This is a genomic window from uncultured Parasphingorhabdus sp., from assembly GCF_963677535.2.
GTDB lineage: Bacteria > Pseudomonadota > Alphaproteobacteria > Sphingomonadales > Sphingomonadaceae > Parasphingorhabdus.
In genome coordinates this window covers 1359376-1375167 of sequence record NZ_CAXXUT010000003.1, presented here as the reverse complement: position 1 = coordinate 1375167, position 15792 = coordinate 1359376, and the positions used below count along the sequence as shown (strand labels likewise).

At 58.3% G+C, this 15792-nt stretch carries 16 protein-coding genes; 6 read left to right on the top strand and 10 right to left on the bottom strand.

Annotation, left to right across the window (positions count from 1 at the left end):
• Positions 1–85 precede the first annotated feature (85 nt).
• Both ACHZCJ_RS13645 and ACHZCJ_RS13640 read left to right on the top strand, forming a co-directional pair.
• On the top strand, positions 86–1288 hold the full coding sequence (locus ACHZCJ_RS13645) for a multidrug effflux MFS transporter (RefSeq protein WP_159647542.1): 1203 nt from the start codon (positions 86–88) through the stop codon (positions 1286–1288).
• Positions 1289–1322: 34 nt separating this feature from the next.
• Entirely contained in the window at positions 1323–1757 is a 435-nt protein-coding gene (locus tag ACHZCJ_RS13640; RefSeq protein ID WP_321327051.1) for a DUF2147 domain-containing protein, read from the top strand.
• 31 nt (positions 1758–1788) lie between these two features.
• Here ACHZCJ_RS13640 and ACHZCJ_RS13635 read toward each other — a convergent pair whose 3' ends face one another.
• From ACHZCJ_RS13635 to ACHZCJ_RS13605, 7 genes are all read right to left on the bottom strand, one after another.
• Positions 1789–2799 (bottom strand): SO2930 family diheme c-type cytochrome, encoded by a 1011-nt coding sequence (locus ACHZCJ_RS13635; protein WP_321327050.1) that lies wholly within the window; start codon positions 2797–2799, stop codon positions 1789–1791.
• The gene (locus ACHZCJ_RS13630; RefSeq protein ID WP_321327049.1) at positions 2799–3992 is read right to left on the bottom strand and encodes a parallel beta-helix domain-containing protein; all 1194 of its coding nucleotides are present in this window, start codon (positions 3990–3992) and stop codon (positions 2799–2801) included. Before ACHZCJ_RS13630 ends, ACHZCJ_RS13635 begins: the two co-directional genes overlap by 1 nt.
• 93 nt (positions 3993–4085) lie before the next feature.
• On the bottom strand, positions 4086–4781 hold the full coding sequence (locus tag ACHZCJ_RS13625; protein WP_159647538.1) for an aspartate/glutamate racemase family protein: 696 nt from the start codon (positions 4779–4781) through the stop codon (positions 4086–4088).
• A gap of 36 nt (positions 4782–4817) precedes the next feature.
• Positions 4818–6290 carry an NAD(P)(+) transhydrogenase (Re/Si-specific) subunit beta gene (locus ACHZCJ_RS13620; RefSeq protein WP_159647537.1) on the bottom strand — a complete coding sequence of 491 codons (1473 nt, stop codon included), beginning with the start codon at positions 6288–6290 and terminating at the stop codon, positions 4818–4820.
• Positions 6290–6586 carry an NAD(P) transhydrogenase subunit alpha gene (locus ACHZCJ_RS13615; RefSeq protein ID WP_066743604.1) on the bottom strand — a complete coding sequence of 99 codons (297 nt, stop codon included), beginning with the start codon at positions 6584–6586 and terminating at the stop codon, positions 6290–6292. The genes ACHZCJ_RS13620 and ACHZCJ_RS13615 overlap by 1 nt, the downstream gene beginning before the upstream one ends.
• 10 nt (positions 6587–6596) lie before the next feature.
• Complete coding sequence (locus tag ACHZCJ_RS13610) at positions 6597–7727, bottom strand: Re/Si-specific NAD(P)(+) transhydrogenase subunit alpha (protein ID WP_159647536.1); 1131 nt, start codon at positions 7725–7727, stop codon at positions 6597–6599.
• Between the two features lie 16 nt (positions 7728–7743).
• A complete protein-coding gene (locus ACHZCJ_RS13605; RefSeq protein WP_159647535.1) occupies positions 7744–7866 on the bottom strand; it encodes an aa3-type cytochrome c oxidase subunit IV in 123 nt (40 codons plus the stop codon).
• 167 nt (positions 7867–8033) lie between these two features.
• On the opposite strand from ACHZCJ_RS13605, the gene ACHZCJ_RS13600 reads away from it, so the two are divergent.
• Positions 8034–9461, top strand: a complete 1428-nt coding sequence (locus ACHZCJ_RS13600; RefSeq protein ID WP_159647534.1) for a sigma-54 dependent transcriptional regulator — start codon at positions 8034–8036, stop codon at positions 9459–9461.
• Between the two features lie 136 nt (positions 9462–9597).
• Positions 9598–10194: a hypothetical protein gene (locus ACHZCJ_RS13595; protein ID WP_321327048.1), complete on the top strand. Its 597-nt coding sequence runs from the start codon at positions 9598–9600 to the stop codon at positions 10192–10194.
• A 33-nt stretch (positions 10195–10227) separates the two neighbouring features.
• On the opposite strand, the gene ACHZCJ_RS13590 is transcribed toward ACHZCJ_RS13595, so the two are convergent.
• A complete protein-coding gene (locus tag ACHZCJ_RS13590) occupies positions 10228–11592 on the bottom strand; it encodes a DEAD/DEAH box helicase (RefSeq protein WP_321327047.1) in 1365 nt (454 codons plus the stop codon).
• Positions 11593–11700: 108 nt separating this feature from the next.
• On the bottom strand, positions 11701–12201 hold the full coding sequence (locus ACHZCJ_RS13585; protein WP_321327046.1) for a hypothetical protein: 501 nt from the start codon (positions 12199–12201) through the stop codon (positions 11701–11703).
• A 153-nt stretch (positions 12202–12354) separates the two neighbouring features.
• Between ACHZCJ_RS13585 and ACHZCJ_RS13580 the strand changes: the two genes are divergently transcribed.
• On the top strand, positions 12355–13803 hold the full coding sequence (locus tag ACHZCJ_RS13580) for an FAD-binding oxidoreductase (protein ID WP_321327045.1): 1449 nt from the start codon (positions 12355–12357) through the stop codon (positions 13801–13803).
• 50 nt (positions 13804–13853) lie between these two features.
• Positions 13854–14639: a SapC family protein gene (locus tag ACHZCJ_RS13575; protein ID WP_321327044.1), complete on the top strand. Its 786-nt coding sequence runs from the start codon at positions 13854–13856 to the stop codon at positions 14637–14639.
• 224 nt (positions 14640–14863) lie between these two features.
• Here ACHZCJ_RS13575 and ACHZCJ_RS13570 read toward each other — a convergent pair whose 3' ends face one another.
• Positions 14864–15751, bottom strand: a complete 888-nt coding sequence (locus tag ACHZCJ_RS13570) for an N-formylglutamate amidohydrolase (RefSeq protein ID WP_321327043.1) — start codon at positions 15749–15751, stop codon at positions 14864–14866.
• Between the last annotated feature and the right edge of the window lie 41 nt (positions 15752–15792).

Genomic DNA, 15792 nt, shown 5'->3' with positions numbered 1-15792 from the left:
AGCCACAAGCGCCCGAGCTTGCCATAGGCCACCGGTGCAACGCAAAGCTCTTCCCTTTCCCATAGGCCGTATTGAACTCATCTTCATGATGGCAAGCCTGATGTCGCTCAACGCGCTCGCGATCGACATCATGTTGCCAGCGCTGGGGCTGATCTCGGACGATTTTGCCCTGCCCAACGTCAACGACCGGCAGTGGACGATCACTTCCTATATTTACGGCATGGCGGTCGGGTCGATCCTCTATGGATCGCTGGCGGATCGCTATGGCCGCAAGCCGGTGCTGCTGGTGACTATCGGCATTTATACCGGCTTCGGTATACTCTGTGCCCTGGCATGGGACTATCAGTTGCTGCTGATCGGCCGCTTCATCCAGGGACTGGCGGCGTCGGCGATGGGTGTGCTGGCGAACAGCATCATCCGCGATCGCTACGACGGCGATGCGATGGCCCGTGCGATGTCCACGATCATGATGGTGTTCATGATCGTTCCGATCACGGCACCCCTGATCGGCCAGTTGGTACTCCACGTTGCGCCGTGGAAGGCAATATTCCTGGTTCTGTCCACCGCAGGCCTGATAGCCTTCCTATGGGTGAGTACCCGCCTTCCCGAGACTCTGCATCCGGACGACAAGACGCCGATCAAGGCCCGGTCGATCGGCGCCGCATGGTATGGCGTTATCTTCAACCGCAACAGCTTTGGCCATGTCATGGCCAGTGGCCTGATGATGGCGCCGCTCTTTGCCTATATTGCATCGGCCCAGCAGATATTTTTCGACATATTCGGTGCCGGTGATATTTTTGTCTATATTTTTGCCCTGAACGCCGGCGCGATGTCGGTCGCCAGCTTTACCAATTCGCGGATCGTCATGCGCTTTGGTGCGCGGCGAGTGTCCCAGTCGGCGCTGATCTTTTTCATACTGGTGTCGGCGATCCATCTGGTTCTGGCCGAGGCCGGTATGGTCAATCTCTGGATCTTCATGGCCCTGCTCGTGCCCACAATGGGCATGATCGGCTTCACCGGTGCCAATTTCAGCTCGATCGCGATGCAGCCGTTCGGCAAGACCGCGGGTGTCGCTTCCTCGTTCCAGAACTTTGCCCGATCCGGCCTGTCTTCGGTCATCGGATCCGTTATCGGCCTGCAGTTTGACGGCACGATCCTGCCACTTGCCACCGGCTTCCTGGTCTGTGGCATTGCTTCCCTGACGCTCATCTTCTGGGCCGAAAAAGGCAGATTGTTCCGTCGCGTTCAGACTGGGGTCACCGCCAAGGATCTATTGCCCCGATCCTGATCCACCCATAGACGAGCGGCAAGGGAACAAGGCAATGTTCATTTTCACTTCGGGCAGACCGGCCATCGGCCTGATCTCAGCCGCCATGATCTTCGCGAGCCCTGCGCTGGCCGCGGAGCCGATCACCGGTGACTGGATCACCGAGGACCGCGACGCCATTATCCGTATTTCCCGATGCGGCGCGACCGTCTGCGGCCGGATTCACAAATATCTGGTGACCCCGCCGGATGGTGCGGGCCAGAAGGATATCTACAATCCCGACAGGAAGCTGCGCAACCGCAAGGTGCTGGGCATCGCGATCCTGACCGGCTTGAGGCCCGACGGCGATATCTGGCGCGGCAAGGTCTATGATCCGAAGAGCGGCCGGACCTATCGATCCGAAATCAGTCTCGACGCGACCAACAGACTGAAGATGAAAGGCTGTGTCGCCTTTATCTGCCAGAGCCAGATCTGGACCCGCGCGCGATAATCATCCCCCGGCTTCCGCCGGACCACGCCCTCTATTCCATCTCCGCAATCCACTCGCGGAGCAGTGCGACCCCTTCGTCATGAACGATCGAGCGGCCGACTTCCGGCATGCTGATACCCGGATCGAGGCTGTTCAGCCGATAGATCATGATGCTGCCGTCCGGATCGCCCGGCGCGATGTCGAAATCATGACTGCCGCTGCCCCGCCCCGCCGCCACCGGACGCTTGTGGATACCGATACGGACCGGCGTGTCTTCCTCATAGGTCAGAAACAGGCCCGAGTTGCTCGCCGAACCATTGACGTTGTGGCAATGAGCGCAATTGACGTCGAGATAGCCGCGCGCACGGTCATTGAGCGGCGCGCTGCTCTCCCCCCAGACCGGGACGCGATAATCGACCGCCGGTACCCGGTCGACCAGGCCAAGCCGCGCGAATTGCGCAAGCTGCCCGCCGTGGGTCAGGTTGCGCGCCTTGGGACCGATTGGTGTCACCGCATCCGACAGTCCATGGCATTCCTTGCACTGGTTCTTGTTCGGTACAGCATAGCTGATCGACCGTTCCCGCCCGGACGGGTCGGTAAAAGTGACGGGGATACGCGCGCCCGCAACCTTCAGCCTCGCCTCGGTCTGCGCCTCGTTCCAGACGTAGGGCAGCGCCAGCCAGCCGTCGGCCCGGTGGAGCAGCACCCTTGTCTCGAGCAGCATCGGCTTGCCGTCAAGCTCGTAACCAAAGCTCTTGATCAAGGCCGACCCCACCGGAAACTCGAGCAGCCCGTCGCCGTTTGCCTTCGCCTGCTGTCCCTCGGGCACATAGATGAACCGGTATTTCTCCGCATAGTCCGAAAAGAGCGGCATGTTCAACTGATAGGGCACGACCCGCTCGTTCGGCTGCCAGCCCGCTGCATCCTTGAAAAACCCATAGTCCGAAAGCAGCCGCGGCAGGCCGTCGGCCATTATCACCCCGTCGGCCACACCTTCCGGCTCGCGCGCGCCCGCTGTAAGGGCAAGCGCCAGAACAGCGCACGCAGAAGCCAGCAACCGCATTATCGGATAGCGTCTTCCATGGCCTGCGGCAGGGTGACCGGTTTCAGCCGCCGGCCGTCAAACGGCTCGCTCGCGCCCTCGACCAGCGAGGGCCTGGCTTCGGCCAGCGACTGGCCCGGCGCGGTCAGCCCCAGCGACAGGATCGCGACATCATCATCGATCAGGATATTCTCGCCCGTGCCATCTTCGATAATCGGCGGAATAGCACCGCCAAAGGCGGCCTTCAGCATATCACCCCCGGGAAAGGCCGGATTATAGCCAGCCCGGCCATGGTCATTTTCAAACACCCGCACGCCGATCGGCTTCGGGTTATAATTCGGATCATCCTGCCCCTTGCTATAGGACACGATCAGGACATTGCCGGTGCCGTTCTCGGCGAAGCGGTTTTCGAACACTTCCACTTCATAATGCGACATCACCATGACGCCCATGCCGGCCGGGACGTCCGCGACGATATTGCCCTCTGGCGCAAAATTCGGGGTGTTGTTGTCGACCACGATATTGTCGAACACGCGGACGTTGCGGCCGCCCTGTTTCGGGATATTGGGCAGATCGAAGACCAGGATGCCGCCGGTATTGTTGACCGCGACATTATTATAAACATCCGCGCCGACGCTGTTCTCGATCTCGATGCCCGCGACGTTGAACTTTGCCACGCTGTTGCGGACGATGATATTCTCCGACTGTCCGACGTAAATCCCGGCATCGGACGAACCGATGGTGGTCACGCTGTCGACCAGCACATTGCTGCTTTCCACCGGATAAATGGCATAGGCGCCATTTTCCGCGTGCGGCCCGCGGGTCCACTCCACCCGCAGCCGGTAGTAGACAATATTGTCCGCGCCCTTCGACTTGATGCCGTCGCCCTTGCTGTCCTCGATCGCGAAATCGCGCAGCACGACATGATCGGACGTCACCAGCAGGCCTTCGCCCGCGCCCAGTTGTCCGGCGAAATTGAGCACCGTCTGGTCCATGCCGGCGCCACGAACGGTGACATTGTCGACATCCAGCGACAGGCCGTCGACCAGATCGAACCGGCCGGCGCCCAGTTCCACGACATCACCCGGCTCGGCCAGGATCAGCGCTTCCTGCAGCCGTTCCTGCGCATCGTCTCCGGGTGCAACGGTGATGGTTTTGGCCAGGGCCGGGGCGCTCAGGCAAAGCGCGGTAGCCACCAATAGACTGCGTATCATATCTCTCTCCTCCACGAAGCAGAGATAATGCCGCAAAAAAGCGGCCATGCCAAGAGCATTGACATCAATGTCAGTAATCAGCGAAAAACCGGCCTAGCCGTCGGCAAGAATCCATTCGATCGCCGCATCGGCGTGGATTTCGGTGCTATCGTAAATCGGCAGGATATTCGCCTTGGTATCGATGATCAGATCCAGTTCGGTGGATCCCAATACGATCGCTTCGATATCCTGCTTGGCGATATTGGTGATATAGGTTTTCATCGTCCGTTCGGACTCGCGCTTGGCCTGATTGAACATCAACTCTTCGTAGATGATCCGGTCAATCTCCTCGACCCGCTGCTCGTCGGGCGGCGACAGGGTGATGCCCTTGCCGACCAGACGCTTGCGATAGAAACCCTCGGTCATCACGTTGCGCGAGCCGATCAAAGTTGCCGTCTTTACGCCATCGGCGACCATCTTGTCGCCGACGCAATCGGCGATATGCAGGATCGGAACGCCAACTTCCGGCTGCACCTGATCGTAGATCTTGTGCATCGCGTTGGAACAGATCAGCACCGCCGTGGCGCCGCTTTTTTCCAGACGCTTCGCCGACCGGGTCATCAGACCGGCGGCCGCATCCCAGTCGTCGTCCGATTGCAGCCGGGCGTAATCGCTGAAATTGACGCTTTCGATCAACAGATGCGGACTGGTAAAGCCGCCGAGGCGGTTTTGCACGATCCGGTTGATCCGCGTGTAGTAGCTGGCTGTCGACACCCAGCTCATCCCGCCAATCAGGCCAATTTTACGCATTGATGTTACATTCCCTGAAAAAATCGAAATTGGCGTCTAGAGCGCCTTTACGATTTCCTCGCACATTTTCTTCGCGTCGGAAAGTAACATCATGGTCTGGTCCATATAAAAGACCTCGTTGTCGACCCCGGCATAGCCGACACCGCCCATCGAGCGCTTGACGAAAAAGATCGTCTTGGCCTTGTCGACATCGAACACCGGCATGCCGTAAATCGGCGATCCCTTGTCGGTTTTCGCCGCCGGATTGACCACGTCATTGGCGCCGATGATGAAGGCCACATCGGCCTGGGCAAATTCGCTGTTGATATCTTCCAGCTCGAACACCTCGTCATAAGGCACATTGGCTTCGGCCAGCAGCACGTTCATATGGCCCGGCATACGGCCGGCCACGGGGTGGATCGCATATTTGACGCCGACGCCCTGCTCCTTCAGCATGTCGCCCATTTCGCGCAAGGCATGCTGGGCCTGCGCCACGGCCATGCCATAGCCCGGAATGATGATCACATTCTCGGCCTGTTTCATCATATAGGCAGCATCTTCGGCCGATCCGCGCTTCCACGGACGGTCGATCTTGGCCGCGCCTTCACTCGGACCGCTGTCGGCACCAAAGCCGCCGGCAATCACGCTGATGAAGCTGCGGTTCATCGCCTTGCACATGATATAGGAGAGAATCGCACCGGACGAACCGACCAGCGCGCCGGTAATGATCATCGCCGTATTGCCGAGGGTGAAGCCCATCGCTGCAGCCGCCCAGCCGGAATAGCTGTTCAGCATCGACACTACGACCGGCATGTCCGCGCCGCCGATCGGGATGATCAGCAGGAAGCCGATCAGGAAGCTCAAGCCCACGATGGTCCAGAATATCGCCCCCGTGCCGACGGTCGGAGCAATGGCGAAATAGGCGGTCAGGCCGATTATCGCCGCCAATACGCCGAGATTGATGACATGGCGCAGCGGCAGCATGATCGGTGCACCCGACATATTGCCGTTGAGTTTCAAAAAAGCGATGACCGAACCGGAGAAGGTGATCGCACCAATGGCAACACCAAGGCCCAGTTCGACACGGCTGACGGTCAGGATTTCACCTGTCGCATCAAGAATGCCAAAGGCGCCGGGATTGAGATAGGCGGCGATACCGACCAGCACGGCGGCCAGACCGACGAGGCTGTGAAACGCGGCAACCAGCTGCGGCATATCGGTCATCGCGATGCGGCGGGCGATCACAAAGCCGATCACGCCACCAATGGCGATCGCACCGGCAATTTCCGGCAGGCTGGCAATGCTGTGGGTCCACAGGGTGGTGACCACGGCAATCAGCATGCCGACCATGCCGAAGCGGTTACCCGCCCGGCTTGATTCCGGCGAGGACAGACCACGCAGCGCGAGAATGAAAAGCACGCCGGCGACCAGATAGGCGGCGGCAACCCAGGGGTTTACCGCTTCGCCAGACGCAGCGAGCGCCGGTGTCGAGAAGAGAAGCGCGGATGCGCCAACCAATGCGTTCCGCATTATTTGCGCTCCTTTTTCTTGTACATTGCGAGCATGCGCTCGGTTACGGCAAAGCCGCCGAAAATATTCACGCTTGCCAAGACAACGCCGACCAGACCCAGCCATTTGGCGGTTTGCCCGCCATCAGCCTGCGATCCCGCCGCCGCCGCAATCAGTGCGCCGACGATAATCACCGAGGAAATCGCGTTGGTCACCGCCATCAGCGGCGTGTGCAAGGCCGGGGTCACCGACCAGACCACATAATAGCCGACAAAACAGGCCATCACGAAAATTGATAAGATTGAGATAAAGTCCATTGCTAACCCCCTAGTTCGCCAGAAGGCGCTCGTTCACGACTTTGCCATCCTTGGTCAGCCGTATGCCAATTGTCACCTCGTCGTCATCGGGCAGAACCGGCCTTTTGGCCTCTTCGTCCCAATAAGCGCTGAGGAAATTATAGAGATTGCGGGCAAACAGCGCCGAACTGTCCGCCGCCATCATCGCCGGAATATTCTGCGCGCCGACGATTTTGACACCGTGTTTCTCCACGGTCTTGCCGGCAACAGCGCCTTCGACATTGCCGCCCTGTTCGGCGGCCAGATCGACGATCACGCTGCCATTGCGCATCGTCGCGATCTGCGCGTCCGAAATCAAACGCGGCGCGGCGCGGCCGGGGATCAGGGCGGTGGTGATCACGATATCCTGTTTGGCGATATGACTGGACACCAGTTCGGCCTGGGCCTTCTGATATTCCTCGCTCATTTCGGTGGCATAGCCGCCGGAACCTTCGCCCTCGATGCCTTCGACCGATTCGACAAAAATCGGTTTCGCGCCGAGCGACTGGATCTGTTCCTTGGTGGCGCTGCGCACGTCGGTCGCGCTAACCTGTGCGCCGAGACGCCGGGCCGTGGCTATCGCCTGCAATCCGGCAACGCCGACCCCCATGACGAAGCAGCGCGCGGCGGACACCGTGCCCGCTGCGGTCATCATCATCGGAAAGGCGCGGCCATATTCATTGGCGGCCAGAATGACGGCTTTATAACCGGAAAGATTGGACTGCGACGACAGGATATCCATCGACTGCGCGCGGGTGATCCGCGGCATGAATTCCATCGCCAGCGCATCGATGCCCAGCTTGGCATAAGCGTCAACCCGCTCGCGCTCGCCGAATGGATTGAGACTGGCCACCAGCCAGGCCCCTTTCTTCATTCCCTTGAGCGATTGGGGATCGGGGCCCTGCACGGCCAGAACAATGTCGGCATCCTTCAGCGTTGCGGCCCGGGTGGCAATGCTGGCCCCCATGGCTTCATAGTCGGCATCGGAAACCGACGCAGATTCTCCTGCGCCCTTTTCCACGGTCATAGAGGCGCCCAAAGCGATGAATTTCTTTACCGTTTCAGGCGACGCGCTAACCCGCGTCTCGCCGTCGGCGAGTTCCTTTAAAACCGCAATTTTCACTAAAATTTCCAATCAGTTAGGATATAAGAATTACCACCAATGTTACCACTATGATTGATGCGATCGTGCCAATCTTCAGCAGTGACAAAAAGCCGGAATATGTTTCCTCGGCCGGTCCCAGATTATTATCAGATGTCATGATTTCCCCATTTCTCGTACTAAACTGGCGCGAGGTGTAACCCTATATTAGCGCCTGCTCAAGTCCTACCCACCGTCATTTTGGATAGAATATTTGCTGGCCCTTTAATCGGCTCTTTACCGGTTGCCGCTATGAAAATGCTTCATTGTGGGACAATCGGGAAAAAAATGGCACAAAACGGCACAAAGTTACTGCTGCTTATCGATGATGAGCCGGCGCAATGCCGGTTAATTTCGGCACTGGCGTCGCGCGCGGGCTTCCGCACTATCTTTGCCCGCGACGCGGAAACCGCGATAGCGACGCTCGGCACGCAGGACGGGATGATGCTGGATGCAATCATTCTCGACCATTGGGTGCCGGGTTCCGAAGCCACCGAACTGATCACCGAACTGAAGGCGCGCCGCCCTGCCCTGCCGATCCTGATGCTGACCGCAGTCGGGTCGATCGCCGAGGCGGTCGACGCCGTCCGCGCCGGCGCCACCGACTATCTGATCAAGCCGGTCGCCCCCGAACTGATGCTCAAGGCGCTCGACGCCGCGGTCAGATCGTCGCGCGATGATGGCGAATTGCGCCCGCTCAGTGAAAAGATCTCGGTGCCGCTCGAATTTGAAGAAATCGTCGGAGCCGCACCGGCTTTTCGCGCCGCGCTGGCGATTGCCGCAAAAGCCGCAAGGGCCCGTGTTCCGGTCCTGATCGAGGGCGAAGGCGGGGTTGGCAAGGAAGTCATAGCCGATGCCATTCACGCCGCCAGCCCGCGCGCAAAAATGCCGATGTTGAAGCTGAATTGTGGTGCAATTACCGGAAATCTGCTCGATTCGATCCTGTTTGGTCATGAAAAGGGTGCTTTTACCGGCGCTTTTGACCGCAAGATCGGGCTGCTCCAGCAAGCCGAAGGCGGTACGATTTTCCTCGATGAAGTCGACCGGATACCTCCGGAAACCCAGGTCCGCCTGCTGCGTTTCCTGAAACATTCCGATATCCAGCCGCTCGGCAGCCCGAACAGCTTCCAGCTCGACGTGCGGGTTATCGCCGCAACCAACCGCAAGCTGGAGCGGGAAGTCGAAAAGGACAATTTCCGGGAAGACCTTTATTATCAGATGAATGTTGTCCAGCTGACCATTCCGCCGTTGCGCGACCGCACCGGCGACATTCCGGCGCTGGCACGGCATTTTCTTGCCCGCCTCGCGCACCAGCCGGGCCTGCGCAGTCTGGGCATCACCGACGAGGCGCTGAACCTTTTGCGCAGCTATCGCTGGCCCGGCAATGTCCGCCAGCTACAAAGCGTGCTGTTCCGCGCCGCGGTCATGTGCGACCATAACGCCCTGAGCTGCGAGGAATTTCCGCAGATCGCCTCTTTTGTTGCCGAATCCGGAGAGACCGAACCGCATCTGTCGAACAGCCCCGAAGGCATTGGCATCACTCTATATGCCGAAGATGGCAATTTGCGGCCGCTGGAAGAAATAGAAGCCGACGTGATCCGCCTCGCCATCGGCCATTATCGCGGCCGGATGACCGAAGTGGCCCGGCGTCTGGGCATCGGACGATCGACCCTTTACCGCAAGCTGGCGGATCTGGGCATTGATAACGCGGCATAATTTTTTCGCATTTTGCCGGAATTTGACATTTTCGGCCATTTTCCAACAATTGCGGGGCGGCCCGATTGCCGGACCAGTCCAACATCGCCATTGATGTTTCGCCCTGCTGGTCTTAAGTCTGGCGGATATGAAAAACATGCTTCCAATTCTTCCATTTGGTGCCGCCCTGACGCTGGCACTGCTTCTTTCGGCCTGCGGAAAACAGGAAGCGGTGGGCGATGTGCCCTCCAGCGAGGAACTGGCGCGACAGGCGGACGCCGCCAGCCAAGCGATCCGTGACGAAGCGGCTGCCGTGGAAGACGATACCGCAGCGGCGCCGGTCGATCTTACCAGCATGGAAAGCTATACCAACGCGCTGCGCGGCTATACGATCATGGTGCCCGGTGACTGGACAGTCGATGAATCCGCCAGCGACGACAATGGCCGGGTGTTTACCGAAACCGAAAGCGGCGCAAAACTGGCGGTTAGCTGGGTCGAAAATCGCGAGGATGCTGCCTGGAGCAAAGCGGTCGAAAATATCGAGGATGGCAATGCGGCCATGGAAGGCAGCGCCGTTGGCAACAATGAATATCGCGCTTCCGGCATATTGACCAATGGCCTGAAATCCAATCAGCGGCTGCTCCGCAAACCCGATGGCACAATGGTCCAGGCGGAGGTCAGCTATGCCGCCGACCAAGCCAAGTCGACCGACCCGCTGGCGGCGGCTATTCTGGACAGTCTGACGCTGAAATAGCGCCGGACTGGCAACCGGCCATCGGCCGGGATGCTAGCGGTTGAGCCGGGCTTCCAGAAAGCTTGGCATCGGGCCGTTCCAACCCTCGTCAATGTCGTTGCTGTCATCAGCCACCGGCGGCTTTTCCTCTTCGACCCTGCGGTCTGGCGCCGGTTTCTTCGGAGCGTCTTCCCGTCGCGATTTCTTCGGCGCATCTTTCCGGCGCGGGGCTTTCGCCTTCGCCGGCTTTGCCTGAACATGGTCTCCGTCGGCCTGATCAGCCGGCTTTCCACCAGTTCTGACCGTGCGTTCCTTGCGGACCGGGATCTTCATGCCAGTCAGCTTTTCAATGCTGTCGACATGTTCGGCATCGCTGCGGGTGATGAAGGTTATCGCAACACCGGTAGCGCCAGCGCGACCGGTGCGGCCAATACGGTGGATATAGTCATCCGGATGCCAGGGAATATCATAATTGATGACATGGCTGACGCCCTTGATATCCAGTCCGCGAGCGGCAACGTCGGACGCGCATAATATATTGATTTCACCCGACTTGAACCGGTCCAGCTCGGCGAGACGCGAACTCTGGTCCATGTCGCCATGGATCTGTCCGGCATCGAAGCCATCCTTGCGCAGACTCTGGCACAAATCGCGCACTTCGGTCTTGCGATTGCAGAATATGATCGCGGTCTCGACGCCTTCATTGTCGAGAATGTCGACGAGCAGCTTGCGTTTCGCCTTGGGTGCGACTTCGATCAGCGACTGGTCGATCGAGGTATTTGCCGTCGCCGGGCGCGAAACCTCGATATATTTCGGATTGCTCAGAAACTGGTCGGACAGGCGTTTGATCGGCGGCGGCATGGTGGCCGAAAACAGCATCGTCTGCCGGGTTGAGGGAAGTTTCGAGCAGATGGATTCGATATCCGGGATGAAGCCCATGTCGAGCATCCGGTCGGCTTCGTCGATGACCAGCAATTCGCAGCCCGACATCAATATCCGTCCGCGATCAAAAAGATCCATCAGACGTCCGGGAGTCGCGATCAGTACGTCGACACCCTTTTCCAGCGCCTTGATCTGGTCCCCCATTGAAACACCGCCGATAAGCAAGGCCATGCTGAGATTATGGTTCTTGCCATATTTCTCGAAATTCTCGGCAACCTGCGCCGCCAGTTCGCGGGTCGGTTCGAGGATCAGCGACCGTGGCATCCGCGCACGCGAGCGGCCATGCGCCAATATGTCGATCATCGGCAGCACGAAGCTTGCTGTTTTGCCAGTGCCCGTCTGGGCGATGCCGATGATATCTTTCATCATCAGGACGGAGGGGATGGCTTGCGCCTGAATTGGCGTCGGTTCGTCATAGCCGGCTTCGGCTACAGATTTCAGCAGTTCTTCAGACAGGCCGATATCGGCAAATTTCATAGTGGTTCCGGAAAAATATAGGATGCAACCTTGCACCCTGTCTTAGCCTCTCGGGCTGTGCCGGGCAATGATCGCATATCCGGGATTTGTCAAGTTTTCTCGCTGGGCCTAGCGTTCCGGGACCAGTTCACGGAAGCGGTCGATCTCGCATTTCGCTCCGGTTCGCGAGTGAAGAATATCGCGGCCGGTGCATATTTTCCCGTCATCCGTTTTCTCGACATAGAAGCCCGAATAGAAGCTGCGCGCCTGGCATTTGTCCTCCAGTTGTGCCCGGATTCTCTTGCGGTCCTTGGTAATCAGATCGAGATAGCGGTCCGCAAACATCTGCACGCCAAGAATATTGTTCATCGGCACGCATTTGCCCATTTTCTTTTCCCGATAGGTTTTTTTCACGGATTCGCGCGAAAAATCCGCCATCGGTGCGAGTGGTGTCGGACGCCGACGAGGAACGCGAATAATCACCCGCTTCTCGATTCGGACCTGCGCAAAGAGCAGCGGACGCTCCGCCACATGGACCATGGCTGCGTCTGCCGACGGCATCTCGAGCGGCCGCATCTCGCGTGCATCCGGCACAGAGAGCAGCAATATCGCTGTAAGTGACAGGCTCACCATAATCCTTTAACTAACCCTTGCCTTGCCTATATCAGCAGTGATTGAATATTGCATGAACTGAGGATTTTCTATCTGTTAGCGTCTTGATATTCTTCGGCAAGGCTGATCCGCAACAGCGAACCGATGGCACCACCGCAGAGGGACTGGAATATGTCAGAAAAGGCCGATTGGCTGAAAGAAATGCGGGCGGTTGTCGGCCCCAAAGGCTTCACTCGCGCAGGTGATGAGATGGCACCCTGGCTCACCGACTGGCGTGGCCGGTATACTGGTGCTTCGCTCGCGATGATCTCTCCGGCAAACACGCAAGAGACGGCAGAAATCCTGAAAATTGCCAATAAAAACACCGTTGCGATCGTGCCGCAGGGAGGCAATAGCGGTATGGTCGGAGGGGCAACGCCGGATCGCGATGGCCTGTCGGTTCTGTTGTCAACGCGCCGCATGAACCGGATCCGCTCGATCGCACCACAGGACCAAATGATCTTGTGCGAGGCCGGAGTCATTCTCCAGAATCTGCACGAAGCACTGGCAAACGAAGGCCAGCGGTTTCCGCTGACCCTCGGCGGCAAAGGTTCGGCCACAGTCGGCGGTCTGATTTCGACAAATGCCGGCGGGACCCAGGTGCTTCGCCACGGGACCATGCGCGCACTGGTTAGCGGTATTGAAGCGGTTCTGCCCGACGGTAGTATTTTTGACGGCCTCTCGGCGCTGAAGAAAGACAATCGCGGCTATGATCTGAAACATTTGTTCATTGGCGGAGAAGGCACGCTGGGCATTGTCACCGCCGCAACGCTTAAAACCGTACCCGCCCTCGTCGATCGTTGTGTCTCTTGGGCCGCAGTCGACAGCACCGGTGCTGCCTATCAGATGTTCCGCTTTCTCAATCAGAGGACACCACAGTCGTTGGAAGGTTTCGAGATCATCCCCGAAACCTGCCTGCAGTCGGTATTGCGACACATTCCCGGTACCCGCGCGCCGCTTCAGGAAGAGCATCGCTGGCATATCCTCATTGAAATCGTGCGCGATCAGCCGGACGCGCAGGATCCTAGGTCGGTCACCGAAAAACTGTTGGCAGAGGCGTTGGAACTGGGGCTGGTTGAAGATGCAACGATAGCGGCCAGCGAACAGCAGGCAGAGGATTTCTGGAAAATCCGCGATTCGATCTCCGAGGCAGAGCGCGCTAGTGGCCCGGCCCTGCAACATGATATCAGCGTACCGGTTCCCGCTATGGCCCGGTTCATCAAGGAAGCATCGCCGGTCATAGAGGCGAGCTTTCCCGGTACGAAAGTCATCGCGTTCGGCCATATGGGAGATGGCAATGTCCACCTGCACGTCAAAGCGCCGGCGGGCGTGGTTCCTGAGCAGTGGATACGGGACTATGCGACGCGGATAACACCGCTTGTCCATGACCTCGTCATCGCGGCAGGCGGATCCATTTCGGCAGAACATGGAATCGGGCAGATCAAGCGCGCAGAGCTGGAGCGACTGTCTTCCGACGCCCGCCTCGCTATGCTGCGCGCAATTAAAACGGCGATCGATCCGAAGAATATTATGAACCCGGGGAAACTCGTTCCTCTTGCGTCCGGTCAGTCAGGCTCTTAAAGCGCAAGACAACTATTCGGTTTCAACAGTAATTTTCGGAGAATATAACTATGGCGAGCACGCCACAAGCACAAGCCCTACCGATGTTCTACAAGGATCTGATTCCGCTGAATTCCAATGAACATGGTACATGGAAAGTCAAGGGGCTCGACAACGCATCCTTCATGCAGTCGCAGCACGCCATTCCGATCACCACCGATGAATTCATCAATGCAGCGCGCAACTATCCGATTGTCTTTTCGGTCGGTGATAATAGCGTACCGCTGATTCTCATGGGTTTGAACGAAGGTGTGAACACGTTCATGAATGATGAAGGCCAGTTCAGCGAACCCGCCTACGTCCCGGCTTATGTCCGCCGGTACCCGTTCATGCTCGCAAAATTGCGCCCGGAAGCCGAAGAACTGTCGCTATGCTTCGACCCAACCACCGACGCAATTGGTGACTATAAGGAAGGTGACGCGCTTTTCGAAAATAGCCAGCCCAGCGAAACCACCAAGAACATCCTGAATTTCTGCGAACAGTTTGAACAGGCTGGCCAGCGAACCGGCCAGTTCGTGCAGGAGCTGGACAAGATGGGATTGTTGATGGACGGAGAGGTTTCCATTCAGCAAACCGGCGTTGAAAAGCCATTTGTCTATCGCGGATTCAAGATGGTCAACGAGGAAAAGTTGCGCGAACTGCGCGGCGACGAGCTCCGCAAGATGAACCAAAACGGGATGTTGCCGCTGATCTACGCCCATCTCTTTTCGCTGCAGGTGATGCGTGATGTGTTTGCGAAACAGGTTGCTGCCGGCAAGATGCCGCAAGTGACCGAAGCTCCCTCCGTTCCGGTTTAACCGCACAAAGCGGCCTGCTTCGTCCGATTTGGCCGAAGCAGGCCATGGCCTTCGAAAATTTTCTACTTCCGGGTCTTGCAACCTGGAGCAACTAGGCCCACATGGGCGTTGTAATGGTTCGCATCCCCCGATCGAATCATTACCGGCATTCCTCTGGGATGCCACCTCCCTGAACCTTGGCCACCTCGTCGAACCGACGAGGTGGTTTTTTTATTGAAAAGGCTTCATTCGGCCGCTTCCAGCTGATCCTGGCCTGACAGTTGCTCGGCCAGCATCATGCAGCAATGACGGATCAATTCCGCAACAGAGCTGGCGGCAGCTATCGGTTCGCGCATATTCCGGTCGAGATATAACGAACGGTCCACTTCCAGCTGGAAAGCATGGATATTGCGTGACGGATTACCATGCCGCTCCAGAATATAGCTGCCCGAATAGGGGTGATTCGTCTGGACCAGATGACCGTGCCTGCGGAAATGACCGGCGGCCAGTTCGACATAGCGCGATTCGCAGCTTCGCCCGAAACGGTCGCCCAGCACAAAACCGATCTTGTTGTGATTCTCGTCGACGGTTGACGGCATGCTGTGCAGGTCAAGCAGCAGCGCGCATCCGAAAACGGAATGGATCCTGTCCAGCAGATGCGCAACCTGCGCATGATAGGGTTCGTGATCCTGCTCGATGCGGTCAATGACATGCTGCAGTGACCATTTGTTCCGCCACAAATTGCCTGCCCCGTGCAGTCTCCGCGGCAGCAAGCCCAGACCGCCCCTCACCTTTCTGCTCATCTGGCCTGTCTGCGACGGATCCATACCAACCACCATCGCCGGATCAATCTCGCTTCGGCTGCGATTGAGATCTATCCAGGCCCGCGGCTTGCGGGCAATGATCGCAGGGAAGCCGCTGGCAATAGCCGATGCCGCTAGCCGATCCGAATAGCGGTCTTCCAGCCGCAAAAGATGGGAAGCAGGCACATTCAGGTTATCGAGCAGCTCTGGCGGATATTCGCGGCCGGAATGGGGGACACTGACCAGCAACGGAAAGCGCAACCCGTCGACATTGGACAGGGAATAGGTCGGCAGCGGCGCCGGGTTGCGCCCAGGAACCGGATTAGTCATATTGCTGCCTTCCATAATCGGGTTCCCTCGCCAAAATAGTC